Consider the following 18545-nt stretch of genomic DNA (forward strand, 5'->3'; position numbering starts at 1 on the left):
ATAATAGAAATGAATTATCAAGCAATTATTGATAAGTATTATCCTGAGGATAATGAGCTTCGGCATATCCTCATTACACATAGCCAATCTGTAGCGCGAAAAGCGCTACAGATTGTTTCGTATCATCCCGAATTGCAACTCGATGCCCAGTTTATCGAAGAAGCAGCCATGCTCCACGACCTCGGCATCTTCATGACCGATGCCCCAGGCATACAGTGTTTCGGCTCGCAGCCCTACATCTGCCACGGACGACTGGGAGCAGAAATCCTGCGCAAGGAAGGATATGAGCGACATGCCCGCGTATGTGAGCGCCATACCGGTGCAGGCATCACAGAGGCACAGATCATAGCACAGAACCTGCCCCTGCCACATCAGGATTTCCTGCCGGAAACCATGGAGGAGAAGGTGATTTGCTACGCTGATAAATTCTTCAGCAAAACTCACCTCGACCAGGAAAAAACGATTGAGAAAGCAGAAAAAAGTCTCATGAAGTTCGGCGAGGAAGGAGTAAAACGCTTCCAGCAATGGGAACGCATGTTTGAATAGAATTCTAATTTATTGAATGAGAAAACAATCGACGATAGCTATGCTGCTGCTCGCTACCATCTCCTGTATGATGGTGGCTAATCCGGGTATGCCCGATTCGAAAAAGAAAAAGAAGAAGGAGAAGACGGAAACCGTGGACAGCGTGGGAGACAGTGTGTTCGTAGACTCGCTGGGCAACGAAATAAAACCCAAGCTGAAACAGGCTGACGACACTACGCAGATGGACTCGCTGCAGAAAGCTATATGGAAACATAATAAAGTGGTGGATGACAGTATTCGCCTCGACAGTATCGCCAGAAAGAAACAGGGTGGAGTAGACGCACCGGTTAACTATCAGGCGGACGACTCTCTCGTATACGATGCCAAGAACAAGGTGGCATATCTCTACGGAAACTCCAATGTGAAGTATACCAACATGGACCTCAGTTCCGACCGCATCTCCATGGATATGGACAAGAGCAACGTGAAGGCGATGGGTACACCCGACAGTACGGCGGAGGGAGGTATCAAGGGCAAACCTGTCTTCAAGATGGGTAGCGATACCTATGATACCGACACCATCAAATTCAACTTCAAGAGCAAGAAGGCCCTTATTAATAATGTATATACAGAACAGCAAGACGGATTCCTGACCGGTATGAAGTCGAAACGCGACTCATCGGGAGTCATCTATCTGCAGCACGGAAGGTATACCACCTGCGATGATCCGCATCCCGACTTCTACATTTCGCTCTCCCGAGCCAAGGTAAGGCCGGGCAAGGATGTGGTATTCGGACCAGCCTATCTCGTGGTGTGCGATGTGCCTATGCCGCTTGCCATCCCTTACGGCTTCTTCCCGTTCACCAAGAGCTACAGCAGCGGTTTCATCATGCCAACCTACGGCGATGAAACGGCACGAGGATTCTATCTCAGAGATGGCGGATATTATTTCGCCATGAGTGATAAATGGGACCTGAAGCTGCTGGGCGAGATTTATACCAAGGGATCGTGGGGACTCTCGGCAGCCAGCAACTACCGAAAGAGATACAAATACTCGGGTTCCTTCTTCTTCAGTTACCAGGATACGAAGAACGGCGACAAGGGAATGCCAGACTTTACCGAGCAGGAGAGTTTCAAACTGCAATGGAGCCACCGTCAGGACAGCAAGGCAAACCCATACAGTTCGCTTTCGGCAAGTGTGAACTTCGCCACATCGAGCTACGAACGCAACAACCTCAATTCGCTCTACAATCCGCAGACGATGACGCAGAGTACGCGAACCTCATCTGTTAACTGGAGCACCTCGTTCTCAAGCATCGGTATGACGCTCAGTTCCACCGCCAACCTCTCGCAGAACATGCGCAATTCATCCATCGCCATGACGCTGCCCGACCTCAACATCAGCATCTCCCGCTTCTATCCGTTCAGAAGAAAGAAGATGGTGGGCGATGAGAAATGGTACGAGAAGATAGCCATGAGCTATACGGGACAGATCTCTAACAGCATCAATACCAAAGAGGATAAGCTGATGCACAGTTCGCTCATCAAGGACTGGAGAAACGGATGGCAGCACCAGATACCGGTGAGCGCTACATTTACGCTCTTCAAATATCTCAACGTGAACCCATCGTTCAATTTCACCGACCGTATGTATACCAACAAGGTGGAGAGATCATGGGATGAAGCCAGCCAGACGGAGAAATGTGATACCATCTACGGTTTCAACAACGTGTATAACTGGAACATGAGCGTAGGGCTCTCTACCAAACTCTATGGTTTCTACATACCAAGCCGCAAGCTCTTCGGAGATAAGATACAGGCTGTGCGCCACGTGTTTACGCCTACGGTGAGCTTCAGCTATGCCCCAGACTTCGGAGCTTCACACTACGGCTACTGGGACACCTACCAGAAGACCGATGCCGACGGAAACGTATCGCTGGTGAGCTACTCGAAGTATGCCAATGCCCTCTACGGTGCGCCGGGCAAGGGTAAGAGTGGTAATATCTCGTTTACCCTGGGCAACAACATCGAGATGAAGGTGAAGAGCGATAAGGACTCTACCGGATACAAGAAACTCAGTATCATCGATGCGTTCGACATCAACATGAGCTACAATACTGCAGCCAAGGTTCGCCCTTGGAGCGATATGAACATCAACCTCAGACTGAAGTGGTGGAAGAACTATACCTTCAACATGAACGCTGTGTTTGCCACCTATGCCTACGAGCTGGACGACCAGAACAATGTTTATGTAGGTACCCATACGGAGTGGGGCAAGGGCAGGTTCGGACGATTCCAGGGTATGTCGCAGAACTTCTCGTTCACACTGAATCCGGAGAAACTGAAGAAACTCTTTGGCGGGGGCGATGATGAGGACGACAAGAAGAACAGCCAGCGCAATAATGATGACGATGAAGGTCTGGATACCGACATCGAGAGCAACGTAGACGACAGCATGGAGAAGGGTAAGACGGCAGCCAAGAAGGGCGGCAAGGCTGAAACGGATTCAGATGGTTATATGGCGTTCAAGATGCCATGGTCGCTGACCTTTGGTTATGGTGTAACAATGCGCGAGGATACGCGAAGAGAAAAGTTCAATGAGAAGACGATGCGCTATGCATATAAGTTTACCCAGACTCTAAACATGAGTGGTAACGTAAGAATCAGTGATGGCTGGAACATCAGTTTCTCATCCGGTTATGATTTTGACAACCACAAGATCAGTATGACCACCGCCAGTCTGGCTCGTGATCTTCACTGTTTTAACATGAGTTGTTCTGTGGTTCTCGCTCCATATACGAGCTACAACTTCACCTTCCGTTGTAACGCAGCCACCTTGACAGATGCGCTGAAATACGACAAGAGAAGTGGTTATTCCAACGCTGTACAATGGTACTAAGAGTCATCCGAAGCGATGTGAAAAATAAAACCGAGGATAGCAAATATTGAAAGAATATTGGCTATCCTCGTTTTTTTTAACCCTATATTTGGATATGTCGAATTAAATTCATATCTTTGTGGCGATTATCTGAGAATAAGTAATCTGACAAAAAATATATATTATGAACAAAAAAACCGTATCTATTTTAACCTTGGTGTGGTTTTGTGCTTTCTCTGCCACTGCACAGCAGAAGACGCGATTGTCTTACTGGTTTGATACGCCAGTAACATTAAAGGGACAGCAAATCTGGTATGGCGGACATCCTGAGCAATGGACGCACAAGAAACCTATATCGGCAGGTGATACAGCCTGCAATCCAGATTCAGATTGGGAATCAAAGTCATTGCCTATCGGTAATGGCAGTATTGGAGCCAATATCATGGGGTCGGTAGAAGCAGAGCGTTTCACACTGAATGAGAAGACTCTCTGGCGTGGCGGACCGAACACCAAGAAGGGTGCTGCCTATTATTGGAATGTGAACAAGAATTCAGCCCATTTGATAAAGAAAATCAGAGATGCCTTTGCTGCCAACGATTGGGAAAAAGCATCTCAGCTCACCCGCAAGAACTTCAACAGTACCGTGCCTTACGAGTCTTATGCCGAGGAAGCATTTCGTTTTGGTAGCTTTACTACGATGGGCGAGGCGTATATAGAGACAGGATTGAGCACCGTGGGTATGTCGCAATATCGCCGTGCCTTGTCGCTCGATTCAGCATTGGCTACGGTTTCATTTGTTAAGGATGGCGTAAAATATCAGCGTGAATACTTCATCTCTTATCCTGCAAATGTGATGGCTATCCGCTATACGGCTTCCCGTCCGGGAAAGCAGAATCTCGTGTTCTCCTATGCGCCTAACCCGGTTTCTACGGGCAGAATGGTGGCAGACTGTAGAAATGGGTTGCTTTGGGATGCCCGTCTAGACAATAACGATATGCAGTATGCCATCCGCATCCGTGCCATCAACAAGGGAGGTACTCTCTCGAATGAAGGTGGAAAGTTGACTGTGAAGGGTGCCGACGAGGTAGTATTCCTTATTTCTGCCGATACCGATTACAAGGCAAACAATAATCCTGATTATAATGATCCTAAGACCTATGTGGGTGTGGATCCGCTGGCTACCACCCTAGATTGGGTGAGTAAGGCAGAAGAAAAGGGCTATGAGCTGCTGCTGGATGAGCATTACAGGGATTACAGCAATCTGTTCAGTCGTGTAAGCCTGATACTGAACAATGTGAATAATGATAACGACATACCTATCGACCAACGGCTTGCGAATTATCGTAAAGGAGCAAAGGATTTCTATCTGGAACAGCTCTACTATCAGTTTGGACGTTATTTGCTCATCGCCTCTTCCCGTCCTGGAAATTTGCCTGCCAACTTGCAAGGTATATGGCATAATAACGTGGATGGGCCTTGGCGTGTTGATTATCATAACAACATCAATCTCCAGATGAACTATTGGCCAGCTTGCAGCACCAATCTAGGCGAGTGCGCGCTTCCGCTCTTCGATTTCATTCAGATGCAGGTAAAACCGGGCGAGAAGACCGCCAAGTCTTATTATGGAACCCGTGGTTGGACTACATCTATATCCAGTAACATCTTCGGCTTTACCTCTCCATTGTTGAGTGAGGACATGTCCTGGAACTTCTCTCCGTTTGCCGGTCCATGGCTTGCTACCCATCTTTGGGAATATTACGATTATACACGTGATAAAAAGTTCTTGAGCGAGACGGCTTACAACATCATTAAGGGAAGTGCCAACTTTGCTGCGGATTATCTGTGGCATCGTAAGGATGGTGTCTATACAGCGGCTCCTTCAACATCTCCAGAGCACGGACCAATAGACGAGGGGGCTACCTTTGCCCATGCTGTGATTCGTGAGATTCTGCTCGATGCGGTAGAGGCTAGCAAGATATTGGGCAAGGATGCCAAGGATCGCAAGCGGTGGAAAGATGCCCTAAAGCACATTGCGCCTTATCAGGTTGGCCGTTACGGTCAGTTGATGGAGTGGTCTAAGGATATCGATGATCCTAAGGATGAGCATCGCCATGTAAATCATCTTTTCGGTCTGCATCCGGGCCACACCATTTCGCCTATCACTACTCCTGTGCTGGCGAAGGCCTCAAGAGTGGTATTGGAACATCGTGGCGATGGTTCCACGGGGTGGTCTATGGGGTGGAAACTGAACCTGTGGGCCCGTCTGCACGATGGTAATCATGCTTACAGACTTTTTGGCAATCTCCTGAAGAATGGTACATTGGATAATCTTTGGGATACGCATGCGCCATTTCAGATAGATGGTAACTTTGGCGGTATTGCGGGTTTAACCGAAATGTTGATGCAGAGTCACATGGGTTTTATCCATCTGTTGCCAGCGCTGCCTGATGCATGGCAGAAGGGATCTGTAAAGGGACTGCGTGCCAGTGGGAATTTCACAGTGGATATCTATTGGGATAACGGACGCCTTACCAAAGCTGTCATTCTCTCAGGATCCGGTGAACCTTGTATGGTAAGATATGGAGATAAAATGAAGAAGATGAAAACGCAGAGAGGCAAAACTTATGAGGTTAAGTTCTAGTTTTATAATAATTAAATGTGGTTGGAAAAGCGCTTTATTTTGCTTTTTCAACCACATTTGCTTATTATACATTATTCTTTGAGATGCTTCAGCCTTCTCTTAGCCTCCGGGTGCTCAGGATAAAGGGTGAGGGCCTTGCGATAATTCAGGCTGGCAGCCTCTTTCATGCCTTCTTTTTCGCACTCCTTGCCCATGATCACATACTCCGTAGCAAGGCGCTTGAGGAACTTCTGCTGCTTCTCCTTCTCTTCATCCTTCTTTCTTATTTCTTCGCGCAACCGCTCGTTCTCTGCCTGAAGCTCGTTCACCCTGTTCAGCTTTTTGCGGATGAAACGCTTGGCAAGCGGCTGCTCGATGTCATAACGACTGTGGATGGCAAGGAAGAAGTTATCGAGAGCCGACTGCATATCGCCCCTGTCGAACGCCTTGACGGCATCATGATACTGCTTGTCGGCCTTACTCTGGGTAAGCGCTGTGTTGATGGTGCTCTGGTCGTTGTAATGACGGGCAAACTGCTTGACATCATTGCGCACGAAAACGTCACTCTGACGCAACGGCTCCTGAAGACTGATGCCCTCGAGACTGGTGCAGCGGGACAAGGCAACATACGTTTGTCCGCCCGCAAAGACACCACCCGTGAAATCAATCTTCACCTGGTTGAAGGTGAGGCCCTGGCTCTTATGAACCGTTATCGCCCAAGCCAGACGGATGGGGTACTGCTCGTATCTGCCAATCTCTTCCTCCTCAATCTTTTTCTCAATCTCATTGAAATGGTATCTCATGTTGCTCCATGCCGCAGGCTCCACCATCACATCCTTGCCTTCCTCGGTGCGCACATAAATCTTGGCATCCTCATCAAAACCGATGATAGTGCCCAGCGTGCCATTCACCCACTGATGCTCGATATCATTCTTGATGAAGATAACCTGAGCCCCCGTCTTGAGGTAAAGCTCGATAGGGGTAGGGAGACTGCTCTCCGGAAACTCGCCCTGTATGTGGCCACGGAAGAGGCAAGGCTCTCCCGGAAGACACTGGAGCTGGCTGTCGTTGATGTAATCTACCGTATCGCGGCGTGTAGAGAGGGTGATGGCAAGTTTGGAATCGCTCTCATCGAGCTGGGCTCCCACGCGCTGGTTGAGGCGCTGTAGATCCTGCATGGGCACCTGAGACGTGCGGATATGGTCGAGGATGCTGATGAAAACGGGATCGCTCTGACGGTATACCTTCTTGAGTTCGATGCTCACGAGCTTGAAGTATTCGAACACCTTGGCATCGAAGAAGAAACTGCTGCGGTAGAAGGGACTGAGCAGACGGCGGTCGTCCTCTCTTACCACAGGCTCCAGCTGGAAGATATCGCCCACCAGAAGCAGCTGCTTGCCCCCGAAAGGCTCTCGCATGTTGCGGCAATATACCCGCAATATCTTGTCCAGGAAATCGATAATATCGGCACGAACCATACTGATCTCATCGATGATGATGAGCTCTACCTCGCGGATAATCTTTATCTTCTCTGAATTATACTTCAGGGTGTTGCGGATGTTGCGGACGGAATACATGCTGTCGTTGGGCAGCAGCGGGTGGAAAGGAAGCTTGAAAAAGCTGTGGAGCGTGCTTCCTCCGGCGTTGATGGCCGCAATGCCTGTTGGGGCAAGAATGATATGTTTCTTCTTGGTATTGGCGGCTATATAACGTAAAAAAGTAGATTTACCCGTCCCCGCCTTTCCGGTAAGGAAAAGCGAACGACGGGTAAACTGTATGATTTGGAGTGCATTCTGCAACTCCGGGTTGTCGAGATCAATCATTGTATTTAATTTATAGTTTATAATTTATAGTTTATAGCATAAGCCACATTAAATTGCCTTCTTGCTAAACGGCGTAGCCGCTATAAACTATAAACTATTAACTAAATCTAAAGATCATCGAAGTTGACAGGCTGTTCCGTTGGCTTAGCCTTCTTCTTCTCTTTCTTTTCTTCTGTGGTGGCTGTACCGGTGGCAGATTCGCTTTCAGCCTTCTTGGCAGGAACCTCGCGGATAACAGGATTGCCTTCGTCATCGAGAACAATCTCTTCCTGGAAGGCGGTACTGTCTACCTTGGTGGTATCTATCTTTGGCTTTGGTGCATAGCTTGCACAGATGTACATATCGCGGGTGATATCGCTGTCCTGTGGCTTGTCAAACTTGCCGTGATACTGCTGGAAAGCTGGGTCGCCAAAGACACTCTGGAGGAAGTAACCGCACACAGGAAGAGCGGTTCTCGAACCTTGACCCAAGGCTCCGGTGCGGAAGTGGAGACAGCGGTATTCGCCTCCTACCCAGGCACCAACTACGAGCTTAGGGCTCACACACATGAACCAGGCATCGGAGTGGTTATTGGTGGTACCTGTCTTTCCACCGAACTCAGTATCACGGTAGTTGCCTACATAGCCCCAGAGACTCTGGGATGTACCTCCCGGCTCCTTCATACCGCCCTGTAAGAGCTGCTGCATGAGGAAGGCACTCTTGTAAGGTATCACCTGCTCGGAATCGGTAGGGCCCTCGTAAACCACCTTACCGTCGTGGTCTACAATCTTGGTAACCAATACCGGGTCGTGGTGCTTGCCATTGTTGGCAATGGTGCTGTAGGCGCATGCCATCTCCAGGAGGTTGACATCGCTGGAACCGAGGGCGAGAGAAGGGGTGTCATCCAGCGGACTGTTGATACCCATCTTCTTGGCTGTCTCGATGATGCGCTTGATGCCCATCTCCTGTCCTAATCTTACAGCCACAGAGTTTATACTCTTGGCAAAGGCACTCTTCAATGGGATGCTGTCGCCCGAGAACGAACCGTTGGCATTGGATGGACGCCAGATGGTCATTTCGTGCTTCTTCTTATCGTATACCTCCATAGAGATATATTCGTCGCGACGCTTGTCACAAGGGGTTAAACCCTGATTCATCGCCTCGGTATAAACAAAGAGCTTGAAGGTAGAACCAGGCTGGCGCTCGGCTGTTACCTTGTCATACTTCCAGTGGTCGAAGTCGATATCGCCCACCCATGCCTTTACTGCTCCGGTCTGTGGCTCCATGGCTACAAAGGCGCAGTGCATGAAGGTGGTCATATACTTGATGGAGTCTTCTGATGTCATGTTAATCGTGATGCTGCCCTTGTCATAATCGAATACCTTAACCGGGTGAACCCACTCCTTATAGTAATAGTTTACTGAGTCGGGATTGTTAGGGAAGCGGGCTATCAATGCCTTGTAGAATGGCTGGCGCTCGGCGATGCCCTGGATGAAGTTTGGTATCACGTTGTGGTTCTCATCCTGCCAAGGATCCTGACCCATCCAGTTGCCTTTGCCTACCTGGGTACGGCGGATGTTCCAGTGGTTGTTGAAGTTCTGCTGTACCTGCTTCATCTGCTTGCGGGCTGCATCTTCTGCATACTTCTGCATGCGGGTATCGATGGTGGTATAAATCTTCAAACCGCTGGTATAGAGGTCGTAACCTTCGTCTTTACACCAGTCTTTCAGGTAGTTAGCTACTGCCTCACGGAAGTATTTAGCCTGTCCGTCGTAGTTTTCTTCTACCTTGAAATCGAGCTTAATAGGCTCATCTTTCAGTTCATTGTATCTGTCTTTTGAAAGATCACCATGTGTCACCATATTATATAATACGGTGTTGCGGCGTGCAAGACTGTTCTCCGGGTTGGTGCGTGGGTTGTAGTAGGTGGTAGCCTTGAGCATGCCTACGAGCACAGCAGCCTGGTCGGTGGTCAACTCCTTAGGGGTGGTGTTGAAGTAGGTCTTCGCAGCGGTTTTGATACCATAGGAATTGCTACCGAAATCAACCGTGTTGGCATACATGGTGATGATTTCCTTCTTGCTGAACACCGTTTCGAGTTTTACTGCGATGATCCACTCCTTGCTCTTGATGATGAGCAGGCGGAGTACAGGAATCTTACCCAGCAAACCGGTAGAATATTGCGAACGTACACGGAACATGTTCTTCGCCAGCTGCTGTGTGATGGTAGAAGCACCGCGCCCGTTATGATGGAAGAGTGCATCCTTGGCAGCAGCAAACACACCGATAGGGTCGATACCGATATGCTTGTAGAATCGTTCATCCTCGGTATCTACCAGTGCCTTGAAGAAATCAGGTGTTACCTCATCATATTCTACCGGAGTACGGTTTTCGTTGAAATACTTGCCGATGAGTTTTCCATCAGCCGAATAGATTTCAGAGGCCTCAGAGGTCTGGGGATCCAGAATGCCTGAGAAATAGCCAGGCGACTTGCCGAAGAGCCATAAGAAGTTGATATCTACTGCGCCCAGATACAAGATGAAGGCGACTATACAGCTAGCCAAGGCAACGAGGGTCTTGGTATACCACGCCTTGCCCTGATACAATCCCTTGTACCAAGGCCAGAATGTGCGAAATTTTTGCCATAACCAGGCAAAGAGAGACTTAATTTTATTCATATATGATGATATAATGATTTCGTTGTTTTACTTTTCGTTCTTCACTTCCTCTACATCCACATAAATCTCCTTTGAATCCTGTTTCTGCTGTTGGTTATTCAGCCAGATTCTCTTGTTGTTGGAGACTTTAAAGGCGTTGAGAAGCTCTACTACTCCATAGATGAGCATACCCCAACCGATGATGAAAAGAGGAGCAGAGGCGATGGCTGAAGGTTTGATGATGGCGAGCAGACCCAGCAGAAGAAGGACTGAAGGGAAGAGCCAGAAGAGGATGCCTACGCGTCCCATCTTAGCTGCTGAAGCCAGATTGACAAACTGGGTCAGAGCACCCAGAATCAGGATGAACGCCAGGATGAACATCAGCCAGGCGATAAACACCTGAGGCATCAGGGCAAGCAGCAATCCCAGGATAAGACTGCCTACGCTCACAAGCGGGAATTTAGGCATCATGCCCATGATAGGCTTACCATTGGAATCAGACAGAATCTGGCCCTGCATCTTCTCTGCATTGCGCTTGGCTGCCCAATAACTGGCAAGGGAGATGACACCTGAAAGGAAAAACAAAACACCGATGGCGATGGTTATCCAGGTGACAGTCTGCTCACGATATTGGATGAGCAGGACTCCTACGATGATGGCGCATACTGCGCGGAATATTGAACTGTGTATTACCTTCATACTAAAACTGATTTTGTTATTTCGGGGCAAAGTTACGAAAGAAATCCGAAACTAGCAAGAAGTTTTTTATATAAACTTAAATTATTGCTATATTTAACGCAAATTATTGCTATATTTAACGCAAATTATTTGTTGGTCTCGATAGAAAGCCGTAATTTTGTAAGCAAAATCAGAATCATGATGTCTTGGAAAGAGACTTAGTGAAAGTGAAAACTAGGTCTGGAGTATAGACTTAGGAAAAGTAAAAACTCATTTTTGATATAGACGGAAAAAGTAAAGACAATGACAAAATTATATTTGGTGCGCCATGGTGAAACGGTGGATAACAAGGCGCAAATTATGCAGGGACAAACACCGGGAAAACTCAATATGAAAGGTATTGAGCAGGCTGAGGAAGTGGCCAGGAAAATGGTCGGTACGCCTATCGATGTCTTCGTATCGAGCGATCTCTATCGCAGTATACAGACCTGTGAAATTATCGCCGGCTCGCATCCCGTTGTCACCACTCCCTTGCTCAGAGAGCGCGATTGGGGCGATTTTACGGGTAAATTCATCCTTGACCTGCCGAAGAACCCAAAGGATTGGCCGGACAACATAGAGACGCTCGAAAAGATGAAATCAAGAGCCCGGAATTTCCTTACCTGGCTCAAGGTTACTTATCCTGATCAGACCGTTCTTGCTGTGGGGCATGGCATCATCAACAAGGCTATCCAGAGTGTTTATTATAAACGTCCGATGAACCAGATAGAGAAAATGGCGAATGCTGAGGTCAGAGTCCTTATTCTTTAAGGGAAGAGTGAAGAATTCAATTGCTTAGCTAATCATAAAGTTCAAAGTATAATTCAAAGTATCAAAGAATATGAATAAAATTGCTCTTATTACAGGCGCAACAAGCGGTATTGGCGAAGGTTGTGCACGTCGTTTTGCCCGTGGCGGCTATAACCTGATTCTTACAGGTAGAAACACGGGAAAGTTGGAAATCCTGAAGAAAGAACTCGAGGCTGAGGGCGTTGAGGTGCTTGCCTTGGCTTTCGATGTGCGTAACCGTGAAGCTGCTAAAAAAGCGGTGGATTACCTCCCTGAGGAGTGGCGCAATGTGGATGTGCTTATCAATAATGCGGGACTCGCACGTGGACTGGAACCTGAATATGAGGGCGATTTTGAGGATTGGGATCAGATGATTGATACCAATATCAAGGGACTCTTAACCATGACTCGCCTGATTGTACCTGGTATGGTGGAGCGTAATCATGGTCATGTAATCAATATAGGTAGTGTGGCGGGTGATGCTGCTTATGCGGGAGGTAATGTATATTGTGCTACCAAAGCGGCTGTAAAGGCTATTACAGACGGCTTGCGCATTGATGTGGCACATACAAAAGTGCGTGTTACCAATGTGAAACCGGGTTTGGTTGAAACAAACTTCTCTAACATCCGTTTCCATGGTGACCAGAACCGCGCAGACAACGTTTACCGCGGCATAGAGCCTCTGAACGGCGATGACGTGGCAGATGTTGCCTTCTATGCTGCAAGTGCCCCAGAACACGTGCAAATAGCTGAGGTGCTGGTTCTTGCTACGCATCAGGCTAACGGAACCGTGATACACAGAAGCTAGATAATAGTTTACAGTTAATAGTTTATAGAGGCTGCGCCGTTGAGCAAGATTGTCAAAGCGGTTTATGCTATAAACTATTAATTATTAACTATTAATGATGTGGCAAAGCTGATTGATATCAGATTCGAATGAATCGCGATTGATTGCTTTTGCCCGCATTCCAGACTTGTAGTTATAGATGGTCTGGGTGGAGTAATGCAGCAGGGTGGCAATCTCCTTGCTGTCGGTTACACCCAGTCGCATCAGGGCAAAGATGCGAATTTCCGTGGTCAGGTCGTGCGTAGTAGGAACTTCCAGTTGGCATTCTGGCAGCAGGAGCTTGTTCAACTCAGTAACGAAACCCGGATACAATTCCATGAATGCCTTGTCGAACCGGTTGTAGAACATCTGCGATTCCTCTTCTTCCAATTTATGGGTGTTGAGACTCTTCAGCAAATCGGCAGTCTGGTTTGCCTTGATTTTTCGGCTTACCAGTTTGCGATAATCTGATAACTTGCTGATATAAGCCGCACTGATGTCCATAAAGAGGCGCATGTAGGTCTCTCGCTTGATATTGGTTTCAATCAGCTGCTGGTTCAGTTCGGTGAGCTGTGCATTCATCTCTTTCTGCTTCTCGTTCTGTTCTTCAATCTCAGCCTTGTTTTTCTTCAGCCTGTTCTTCTGTCGGTTATTGACGAATGAGAGGATGAGAATGATGACCAGCGCTATGCTTACACCAATGAACCCCCAAAGAAAACGGGTACGAGAGCGCTCGGCAGCCTGCTGGTTGGCTGAAGTGATGACTGAAAGGCTGTTGGAAATCTCCATCATGTGCAGTTGGTTGTTGAAGAACTGTGCATCTTCCATCGTGTGCTGGATATATTTGGCAGCTCTCTTACTGTTGCTCGCATCCTTTTTAAAGATGTAATAGGCTAGCTTTTGAAGCGCAATAGTTTCTTTGAGCTGACACAATTCATCGCTCACGGATGCCTCTACAAGATATTCCTCGTAAAGGTCGAGTTTGCCTATATGTTTGTAATATCTGGCTATACCATAAGCCGACATGGCATGTATGCGGGATTTGGCTGGCGTCATCTTCAGTGCCTTCAGATAATAGTTGAGCGACTCCTTGCTGGTAGGGTTGTCGAGATAGGCGTATTCGCCCATGAGATACTGATAGAAGACGTTATGCTTATTGTTTTTGTTGAAACTCTGTATCAGAAGGGTCATATAATGTTTCTTCTGGGCACGGAATTCTTCGGCGTAATCTGAGTTCTTGGCGTATGATTCCCAATAGTTGTAGAGCCAGGCGTATGTGAAGTAATAGTATTGCTTCAGCTGGTATGGCATCTCATCAGGATTGAGCGATTGGAGTAAGCTTTCTGCTTTGCCATAAAATCCCCTTACCGAGAGTATGGATGCCCAGTTTATCTGGTTACGTAATATATAATAGGTGTTATGACATTTTTCTGCCAATTCAAGCCCCTGTTTCATATATGCGTATGCTGAGTCGTAGCGGTAAGCACTATAGGCATGATATATGCTGTCAAGAAACTGTAGCCGGGTTTGGTCGTCTTCAGCTTCATAAGCTTGCCGCTTCAGATGTTTCAATTCCTTTTCCTTGATTCCCTGATAATATTGGTCGTTTTCAATCATCTTGTCAATACGATCCAATAAAGTCTTCTCGTCCGTTAAAGTCTTCTCGTCCGTTTTGCCTTGAGCAGCCAATGGCATAGTAAGCAAAAGAAGTAAATATATAAGTAGTTTCATCTTTAATGTTTCTTTATAATTATAACAAAATCGTCTTTTAAATGTTATTTTCGTCCTTTTGTCCGTTTTGTGGTGCAAAGATACAAATTTCCTTTCATATAATACCATTTACTTTAGACAAAAATAGTTAATGTGTTAAAACGTCTGATTCTTAATGAGTTATCTATTTCTTTGGCAGACTGATTTTTTACTAAAATACTACTTAGGTATACAACTTTGAAAAAAATGATATAATTTTGCAACCGAAATCAGAAAACAGTAGTTTTTATGGTTTAATTACCACTTCAAGTCTTCTAAAAGTATTTAATGATAAAGAAAATTCCTTTTGTTGATTTAGTATGTTGATTTAAATAGGAAAACAGGTTTAGTTTATATTAGGGAAAAAGGATTGGTAATAGACTAGGCTACTTGACGATTCAAGTTTGCCCTTAAAGGCAAAGCTTATCTATTATGTTTTAGGGAAAACCGCCATGCTTTTGTGAAAAAGTGTGGCGGTCTTTGTTTAATATATGTTAGTTTCTTCTCTTTTCTTTTTCTTTTCTTTGGTCAACTCAAATTATTTTTTTACCTTTGCCACATATTTATATATAGATGAATAGATTTATATATAGGTAGTAGGAAATAGATTTCGAGAGAAAAATCAGTTTTCTTCATGTGTAGAGGAAAATAGTAAGTAGACTTTAAAATATTATATTGAATAAAATATTAAAACAATGAATATATTAGTAACAGGCGCTAATGGTCAATTGGGACATGAAATGCAAATCTGTGCCCAAAAAAGCAATCACAAGTTTGTCTTCACTGATGTGGCTGAAGGCTATGAAAAACTGGATATCACCAATCTTGACGCTATCCGAGAAAAGGTGAGGGAGAATGATATTCAGGTAATTGTTAACTGCGCTGCTTATACCAACGTAGATAAGGCTGAAACAGATTACGATCTGGTTAATCTGCTCAACAATACTGCTGCGGGAAATTTGGCACAGGCTATGAAGGAGGTAGATGGTACTTTGATTCATGTATCTACCGACTATGTTTTTCAGGGCGACAAGAATATACCTTGCCGTGAAGATTGGGAAACGAATCCTTTGGGGGTATATGGTAAAACGAAACTTGCAGGCGAAAAGAGTATTGAAGCTACTGGATGCAAGCATATCATCATCCGTACAGCATGGCTCTACTCGCAGTGGGGTAAGAACTTCGTGAAGACCATGCAGAGTCTCACGGCAAGCCACGACACCCTGAAGGTGGTCTTCGACCAGGTGGGTACTCCAACTTACGCTGGCGACCTGGCTGCTGTCATCTCACATATCATCGAAACTGACCAGTTGGATAAGACGGGCATCTACCACTTCTCTAATGAGGGTGTCTGCTCTTGGTTTGATTTCGCTAAGATTATCTGCGAACTGAGCGGAAATACTTGCGATATTCAGCCTTGCTACAGCGAGGAGTTCCCAAGCCCAGTGAAGCGTCCTCACTTCTCTGTACTTGACAAGAGTAAGTTGAAGCAGACTTTCGGATTCAAGGTGCCATACTGGACTGACAGTTTGAAGAAGTGCATCGCTGAATTGGCGGCAGCAAAATAATTATTAATTATAAGTTATTAATTGAAATGAAGAATATCATTATCACGGGCGGTGCAGGGTTCATCGGCTCACACGTAGTAAGACTTTTCGTGAACAAATATCCTGAGTATCACATCATCAACCTCGACAAGTTGACATACGCTGGTAATTTGGCAAACCTCAAGGACATTGAGGACAAGCCTAACTATACTTTCGTTAAGGGCGACATCTGCGATTTCGACCTGATGTTGAAGCTGATGCAGGACTACAAGGTGGATGGCATCATTCATCTCGCTGCCGAGAGCCATGTAGATAGAAGTATCAAGGATCCATTCACTTTCGCTCAAACCAACGTGATGGGAACCCTGTCTCTGCTCCAGGCGGCAAAGGTTTACTGGGAGAGTCTTCCTGAGGGATACGAGGGTAAGCGCTTCTACCATATCTCTACTGATGAGGTTTACGGTGCCTTGCAGATGACTCATCCTGAGGGCATTCCTGCTCCTTTCACCACCAAGGCATCCAGCGGTAAGAACCACGAGGCTTATGGCGAGGAGTTCTTCGTAGAGACAACCAAGTACAATCCTCACTCTCCATACTCAGCATCCAAGGCAAGCTCAGACCACTTCGTCCGTGCTTTCCACGATACATACGGTATGCCTACCATCGTGACCAACTGCTCTAACAACTACGGTCCATACCAGTTCCCAGAGAAGTTGATTCCGCTGTTCATCAACAACATCCGTCATCGCAAGCCATTGCCAGTATATGGTAAGGGTGAGAACGTGCGCGACTGGTTGTATGTAGTGGATCATGCCCGTGCCATCGATATGATTTTCCACAAGGGTAAGATTGCTGAGACCTACAACATCGGCGGTTTCAATGAGTGGAAGAACCTCGACATCATCAAGGTGGTCATCAAGACCGTTGATAGATTGCTCGGCAGAAAGGAAGGCGAGGATATGGATCTCATCACCTACGTAACCGATAGAAAGGGTCACGATATGCGTTATGCCATCGACTCTCGCAAGCTTCAGAAGGAACTCGGTTGGGAGCCATCACTCCAGTTTGAGGAGGGAATCGAGGAGACCGTAAAATGGTATCTAGATAATCAGGAATGGATGGACAATGTAACCTCTGGCGATTACCAGAAGTACTACGACAACATGTATTCTAACCGTTAATAGACGTCCTGTAAGGGCAAAAGCTTTAACTATCCCAAGCTTTTGCTCTTGCAGGGCTTTTTTGTTTTTCTTCGATTAAAATCCCCTAAATATATTATTATTTCTTAATAATTCTCTCTTTAGTACCCTGAAAACCTGAAAGTACGAAAAATTTTTCTATCTTTGCAGTATCTAGAAATATTAAAGCAATAGATATGAAAAAACAGGTAATTTTCGGCATTGCATTAGCGCTTGCTATTTTGTCATGTCTTCCTATGCAGGGACAGAAAAAAGTGGTTCCTCTGAAATATGGAAATATGGACTACTGGGTAATCAGAAATATCAAAGAGTCGGCTATCATTGGTGGTAATCAGAAAACCATTTATGCCGTAGGACCTAATATGACTATCCAGGGTAATACTCCTTATACCAATAAGGGTGGGTCTCCTTGGGGCTCATCCAATGTCTTGGCGCATGTTTCCGGCATTTACAAGACCAATAATTCGGTTTTTCGTGACAGGCACGGCAGTGGGCATTGCGCCAAACTGGAGACTCATATAGAAAAGGTAAAGGTGTTGGGACTTATCAATATCAAGGTACTTGCAGCCGGTTCCCTTTTCCTGGGAGATGTTCGTGAACCGATCACCAGTACCAAGGATGGTCCGAAGGCCATCAACTGGGGCATTCCGTTTACGGCACGTCCTAAGGCTCTGCGTTTCGATTACAAGACCTACCTTCCTAATGTTGCCAACCGAATCAAGCAGAATGGATTCAGTGGTGCCTCTACAGTGGCAGGAAGAGACCATGCCATCGTGGTGCTCTATCTTCAGAAGCGTCACGAGGATGCCAAGGGTAACATCACTGCCAAGCGAGTGGGTACGATGGTGGTAAGATACGGCAAGAGTACGAATGGATGGGTGGAAGATGCAACCTATACCATCCACTATGGTGATATCCGTCAAATGGCTGGCTATCATGCCGCAACGATGGGACTCCGTTCTACCGATTATGCCCGCAACAGTAAGGGTAAGAGTGTGCTTGTAAGAGAAGTGGGATGGGCTGCTGCCGATGAAACGCCTACTCATCTCGTTCTCCAGTTCTCTTCTTCGGATGGCGGTGCTTATATCGGAACACCAGGTAACACCTTGTGGATAGATAATGTATCACTGGTATATTAATAATGTGTCACTGGTATATTAATAATGTATCACTGGTATATTAATGAAGTGTCACTGGTTTATTAGTAAATGACGAAAATAGAATCAACAGGAAAAT

Annotated in this window: 12 protein-coding genes; 8 read left to right on the forward strand and 4 right to left on the reverse strand. The window is 46.3% G+C overall.

Going from position 1 to position 18545, the window contains the following annotated elements; translation table 11 throughout:
- Positions 1 to 9 precede the first annotated feature (9 nt).
- From RCO84_RS03290 to RCO84_RS03300, 3 genes are all read left to right on the forward strand, one after another.
- Positions 10 to 546 (forward strand): HDIG domain-containing metalloprotein, encoded by a 537-nt coding sequence (locus RCO84_RS03290; protein WP_118080925.1) that lies wholly within the window; start codon positions 10 to 12, stop codon positions 544 to 546.
- 16 nt (positions 547 to 562) lie between these two features.
- Complete coding sequence (locus RCO84_RS03295; RefSeq protein WP_317583880.1) at positions 563 to 3424, forward strand: putative LPS assembly protein LptD; 2862 nt, start codon at positions 563 to 565, stop codon at positions 3422 to 3424.
- A 163-nt stretch (positions 3425 to 3587) separates the two neighbouring features.
- Positions 3588 to 6044: a glycoside hydrolase family 95 protein gene (locus RCO84_RS03300; protein WP_317583882.1), complete on the forward strand. Its 2457-nt coding sequence runs from the start codon at positions 3588 to 3590 to the stop codon at positions 6042 to 6044.
- A gap of 71 nt (positions 6045 to 6115) precedes the next feature.
- Here the strand turns inward: RCO84_RS03300 and RCO84_RS03305 are convergent, their stop codons facing one another.
- From RCO84_RS03305 to RCO84_RS03315, 3 genes are all read right to left on the reverse strand, one after another.
- Complete coding sequence (locus tag RCO84_RS03305) at positions 6116 to 7846, reverse strand: ATP-dependent DNA helicase (RefSeq protein ID WP_317583883.1); 1731 nt, start codon at positions 7844 to 7846, stop codon at positions 6116 to 6118.
- Positions 7847 to 7953: 107 nt separating this feature from the next.
- Complete coding sequence (locus RCO84_RS03310) at positions 7954 to 10503, reverse strand: transglycosylase domain-containing protein (protein WP_287828375.1); 2550 nt, start codon at positions 10501 to 10503, stop codon at positions 7954 to 7956.
- Positions 10504 to 10530: 27 nt separating this feature from the next.
- Positions 10531 to 11181 (reverse strand): DUF308 domain-containing protein, encoded by a 651-nt coding sequence (locus tag RCO84_RS03315; RefSeq protein WP_317583886.1) that lies wholly within the window; start codon positions 11179 to 11181, stop codon positions 10531 to 10533.
- Between the two features lie 282 nt (positions 11182 to 11463).
- Here RCO84_RS03315 and RCO84_RS03320 point away from each other — a divergent pair, with 282 nt between their 5' ends.
- Together RCO84_RS03320 and RCO84_RS03325 are read left to right on the forward strand one after the other, a co-directional pair.
- A complete protein-coding gene (locus tag RCO84_RS03320) occupies positions 11464 to 11970 on the forward strand; it encodes a histidine phosphatase family protein (protein ID WP_317583888.1) in 507 nt (168 codons plus the stop codon).
- 70 nt (positions 11971 to 12040) lie between these two features.
- Positions 12041 to 12796, forward strand: a complete 756-nt coding sequence (locus tag RCO84_RS03325; protein ID WP_287586049.1) for an SDR family oxidoreductase — start codon at positions 12041 to 12043, stop codon at positions 12794 to 12796.
- An 84-nt stretch (positions 12797 to 12880) separates the two neighbouring features.
- On the opposite strand, the gene RCO84_RS03330 is transcribed toward RCO84_RS03325, so the two are convergent.
- A complete protein-coding gene (locus RCO84_RS03330) occupies positions 12881 to 14545 on the reverse strand; it encodes a DUF6377 domain-containing protein (RefSeq protein WP_317583890.1) in 1665 nt (554 codons plus the stop codon).
- Positions 14546 to 15258: 713 nt separating this feature from the next.
- Here RCO84_RS03330 and rfbD point away from each other — a divergent pair.
- From rfbD to RCO84_RS03345, 3 genes are all read left to right on the forward strand, one after another.
- A complete protein-coding gene (gene rfbD / locus RCO84_RS03335) occupies positions 15259 to 16131 on the forward strand; it encodes a dTDP-4-dehydrorhamnose reductase (RefSeq protein WP_264900614.1) in 873 nt (290 codons plus the stop codon).
- Between the two features lie 26 nt (positions 16132 to 16157).
- Entirely contained in the window at positions 16158 to 17291 is a 1134-nt protein-coding gene (locus RCO84_RS03340; protein WP_317583892.1) for a dTDP-glucose 4,6-dehydratase, read from the forward strand.
- Positions 17292 to 17485: 194 nt separating this feature from the next.
- Positions 17486 to 18448 (forward strand): PCMD domain-containing protein, encoded by a 963-nt coding sequence (locus RCO84_RS03345; protein WP_144152148.1) that lies wholly within the window; start codon positions 17486 to 17488, stop codon positions 18446 to 18448.
- Positions 18449 to 18545: the final 97 nt, after the last annotated feature.

The organism is Segatella copri (genome assembly GCF_949820605.1).
Taxonomy (GTDB): domain Bacteria; phylum Bacteroidota; class Bacteroidia; order Bacteroidales; family Bacteroidaceae; genus Prevotella.

Bases quoted from the DNA above. Each gene is read 5' to 3' on its own strand.
- RCO84_RS03290 (WP_118080925.1), top strand. From the start codon at position 10: ATGAATTATCAAGCAATTATTGATAAGTATTATCCTGAGGATAATGAG.
- RCO84_RS03295 (WP_317583880.1), top strand. From the start codon at position 563: ATGAGAAAACAATCGACGATAGCTATGCTGCTGCTCGCTACCATCTCC.
- RCO84_RS03300 (WP_317583882.1), top strand. From the start codon at position 3,588: ATGAACAAAAAAACCGTATCTATTTTAACCTTGGTGTGGTTTTGTGCT.
- RCO84_RS03305 (WP_317583883.1), bottom strand. From the start codon at position 7,846: ATGATTGATCTCGACAACCCGGAGTTGCAGAATGCACTCCAAATCATA.
- RCO84_RS03310 (WP_287828375.1), bottom strand. From the start codon at position 10,503: ATGAATAAAATTAAGTCTCTCTTTGCCTGGTTATGGCAAAAATTTCGC.
- RCO84_RS03315 (WP_317583886.1), bottom strand. From the start codon at position 11,181: ATGAAGGTAATACACAGTTCAATATTCCGCGCAGTATGCGCCATCATC.
- RCO84_RS03320 (WP_317583888.1), top strand. From the start codon at position 11,464: ATGACAAAATTATATTTGGTGCGCCATGGTGAAACGGTGGATAACAAG.
- RCO84_RS03325 (WP_287586049.1), top strand. From the start codon at position 12,041: ATGAATAAAATTGCTCTTATTACAGGCGCAACAAGCGGTATTGGCGAA.
- RCO84_RS03330 (WP_317583890.1), bottom strand. From the start codon at position 14,545: ATGAAACTACTTATATATTTACTTCTTTTGCTTACTATGCCATTGGCT.
- rfbD (WP_264900614.1), top strand. From the start codon at position 15,259: ATGAATATATTAGTAACAGGCGCTAATGGTCAATTGGGACATGAAATG.
- RCO84_RS03340 (WP_317583892.1), top strand. From the start codon at position 16,158: ATGAAGAATATCATTATCACGGGCGGTGCAGGGTTCATCGGCTCACAC.
- RCO84_RS03345 (WP_144152148.1), top strand. From the start codon at position 17,486: ATGAAAAAACAGGTAATTTTCGGCATTGCATTAGCGCTTGCTATTTTG.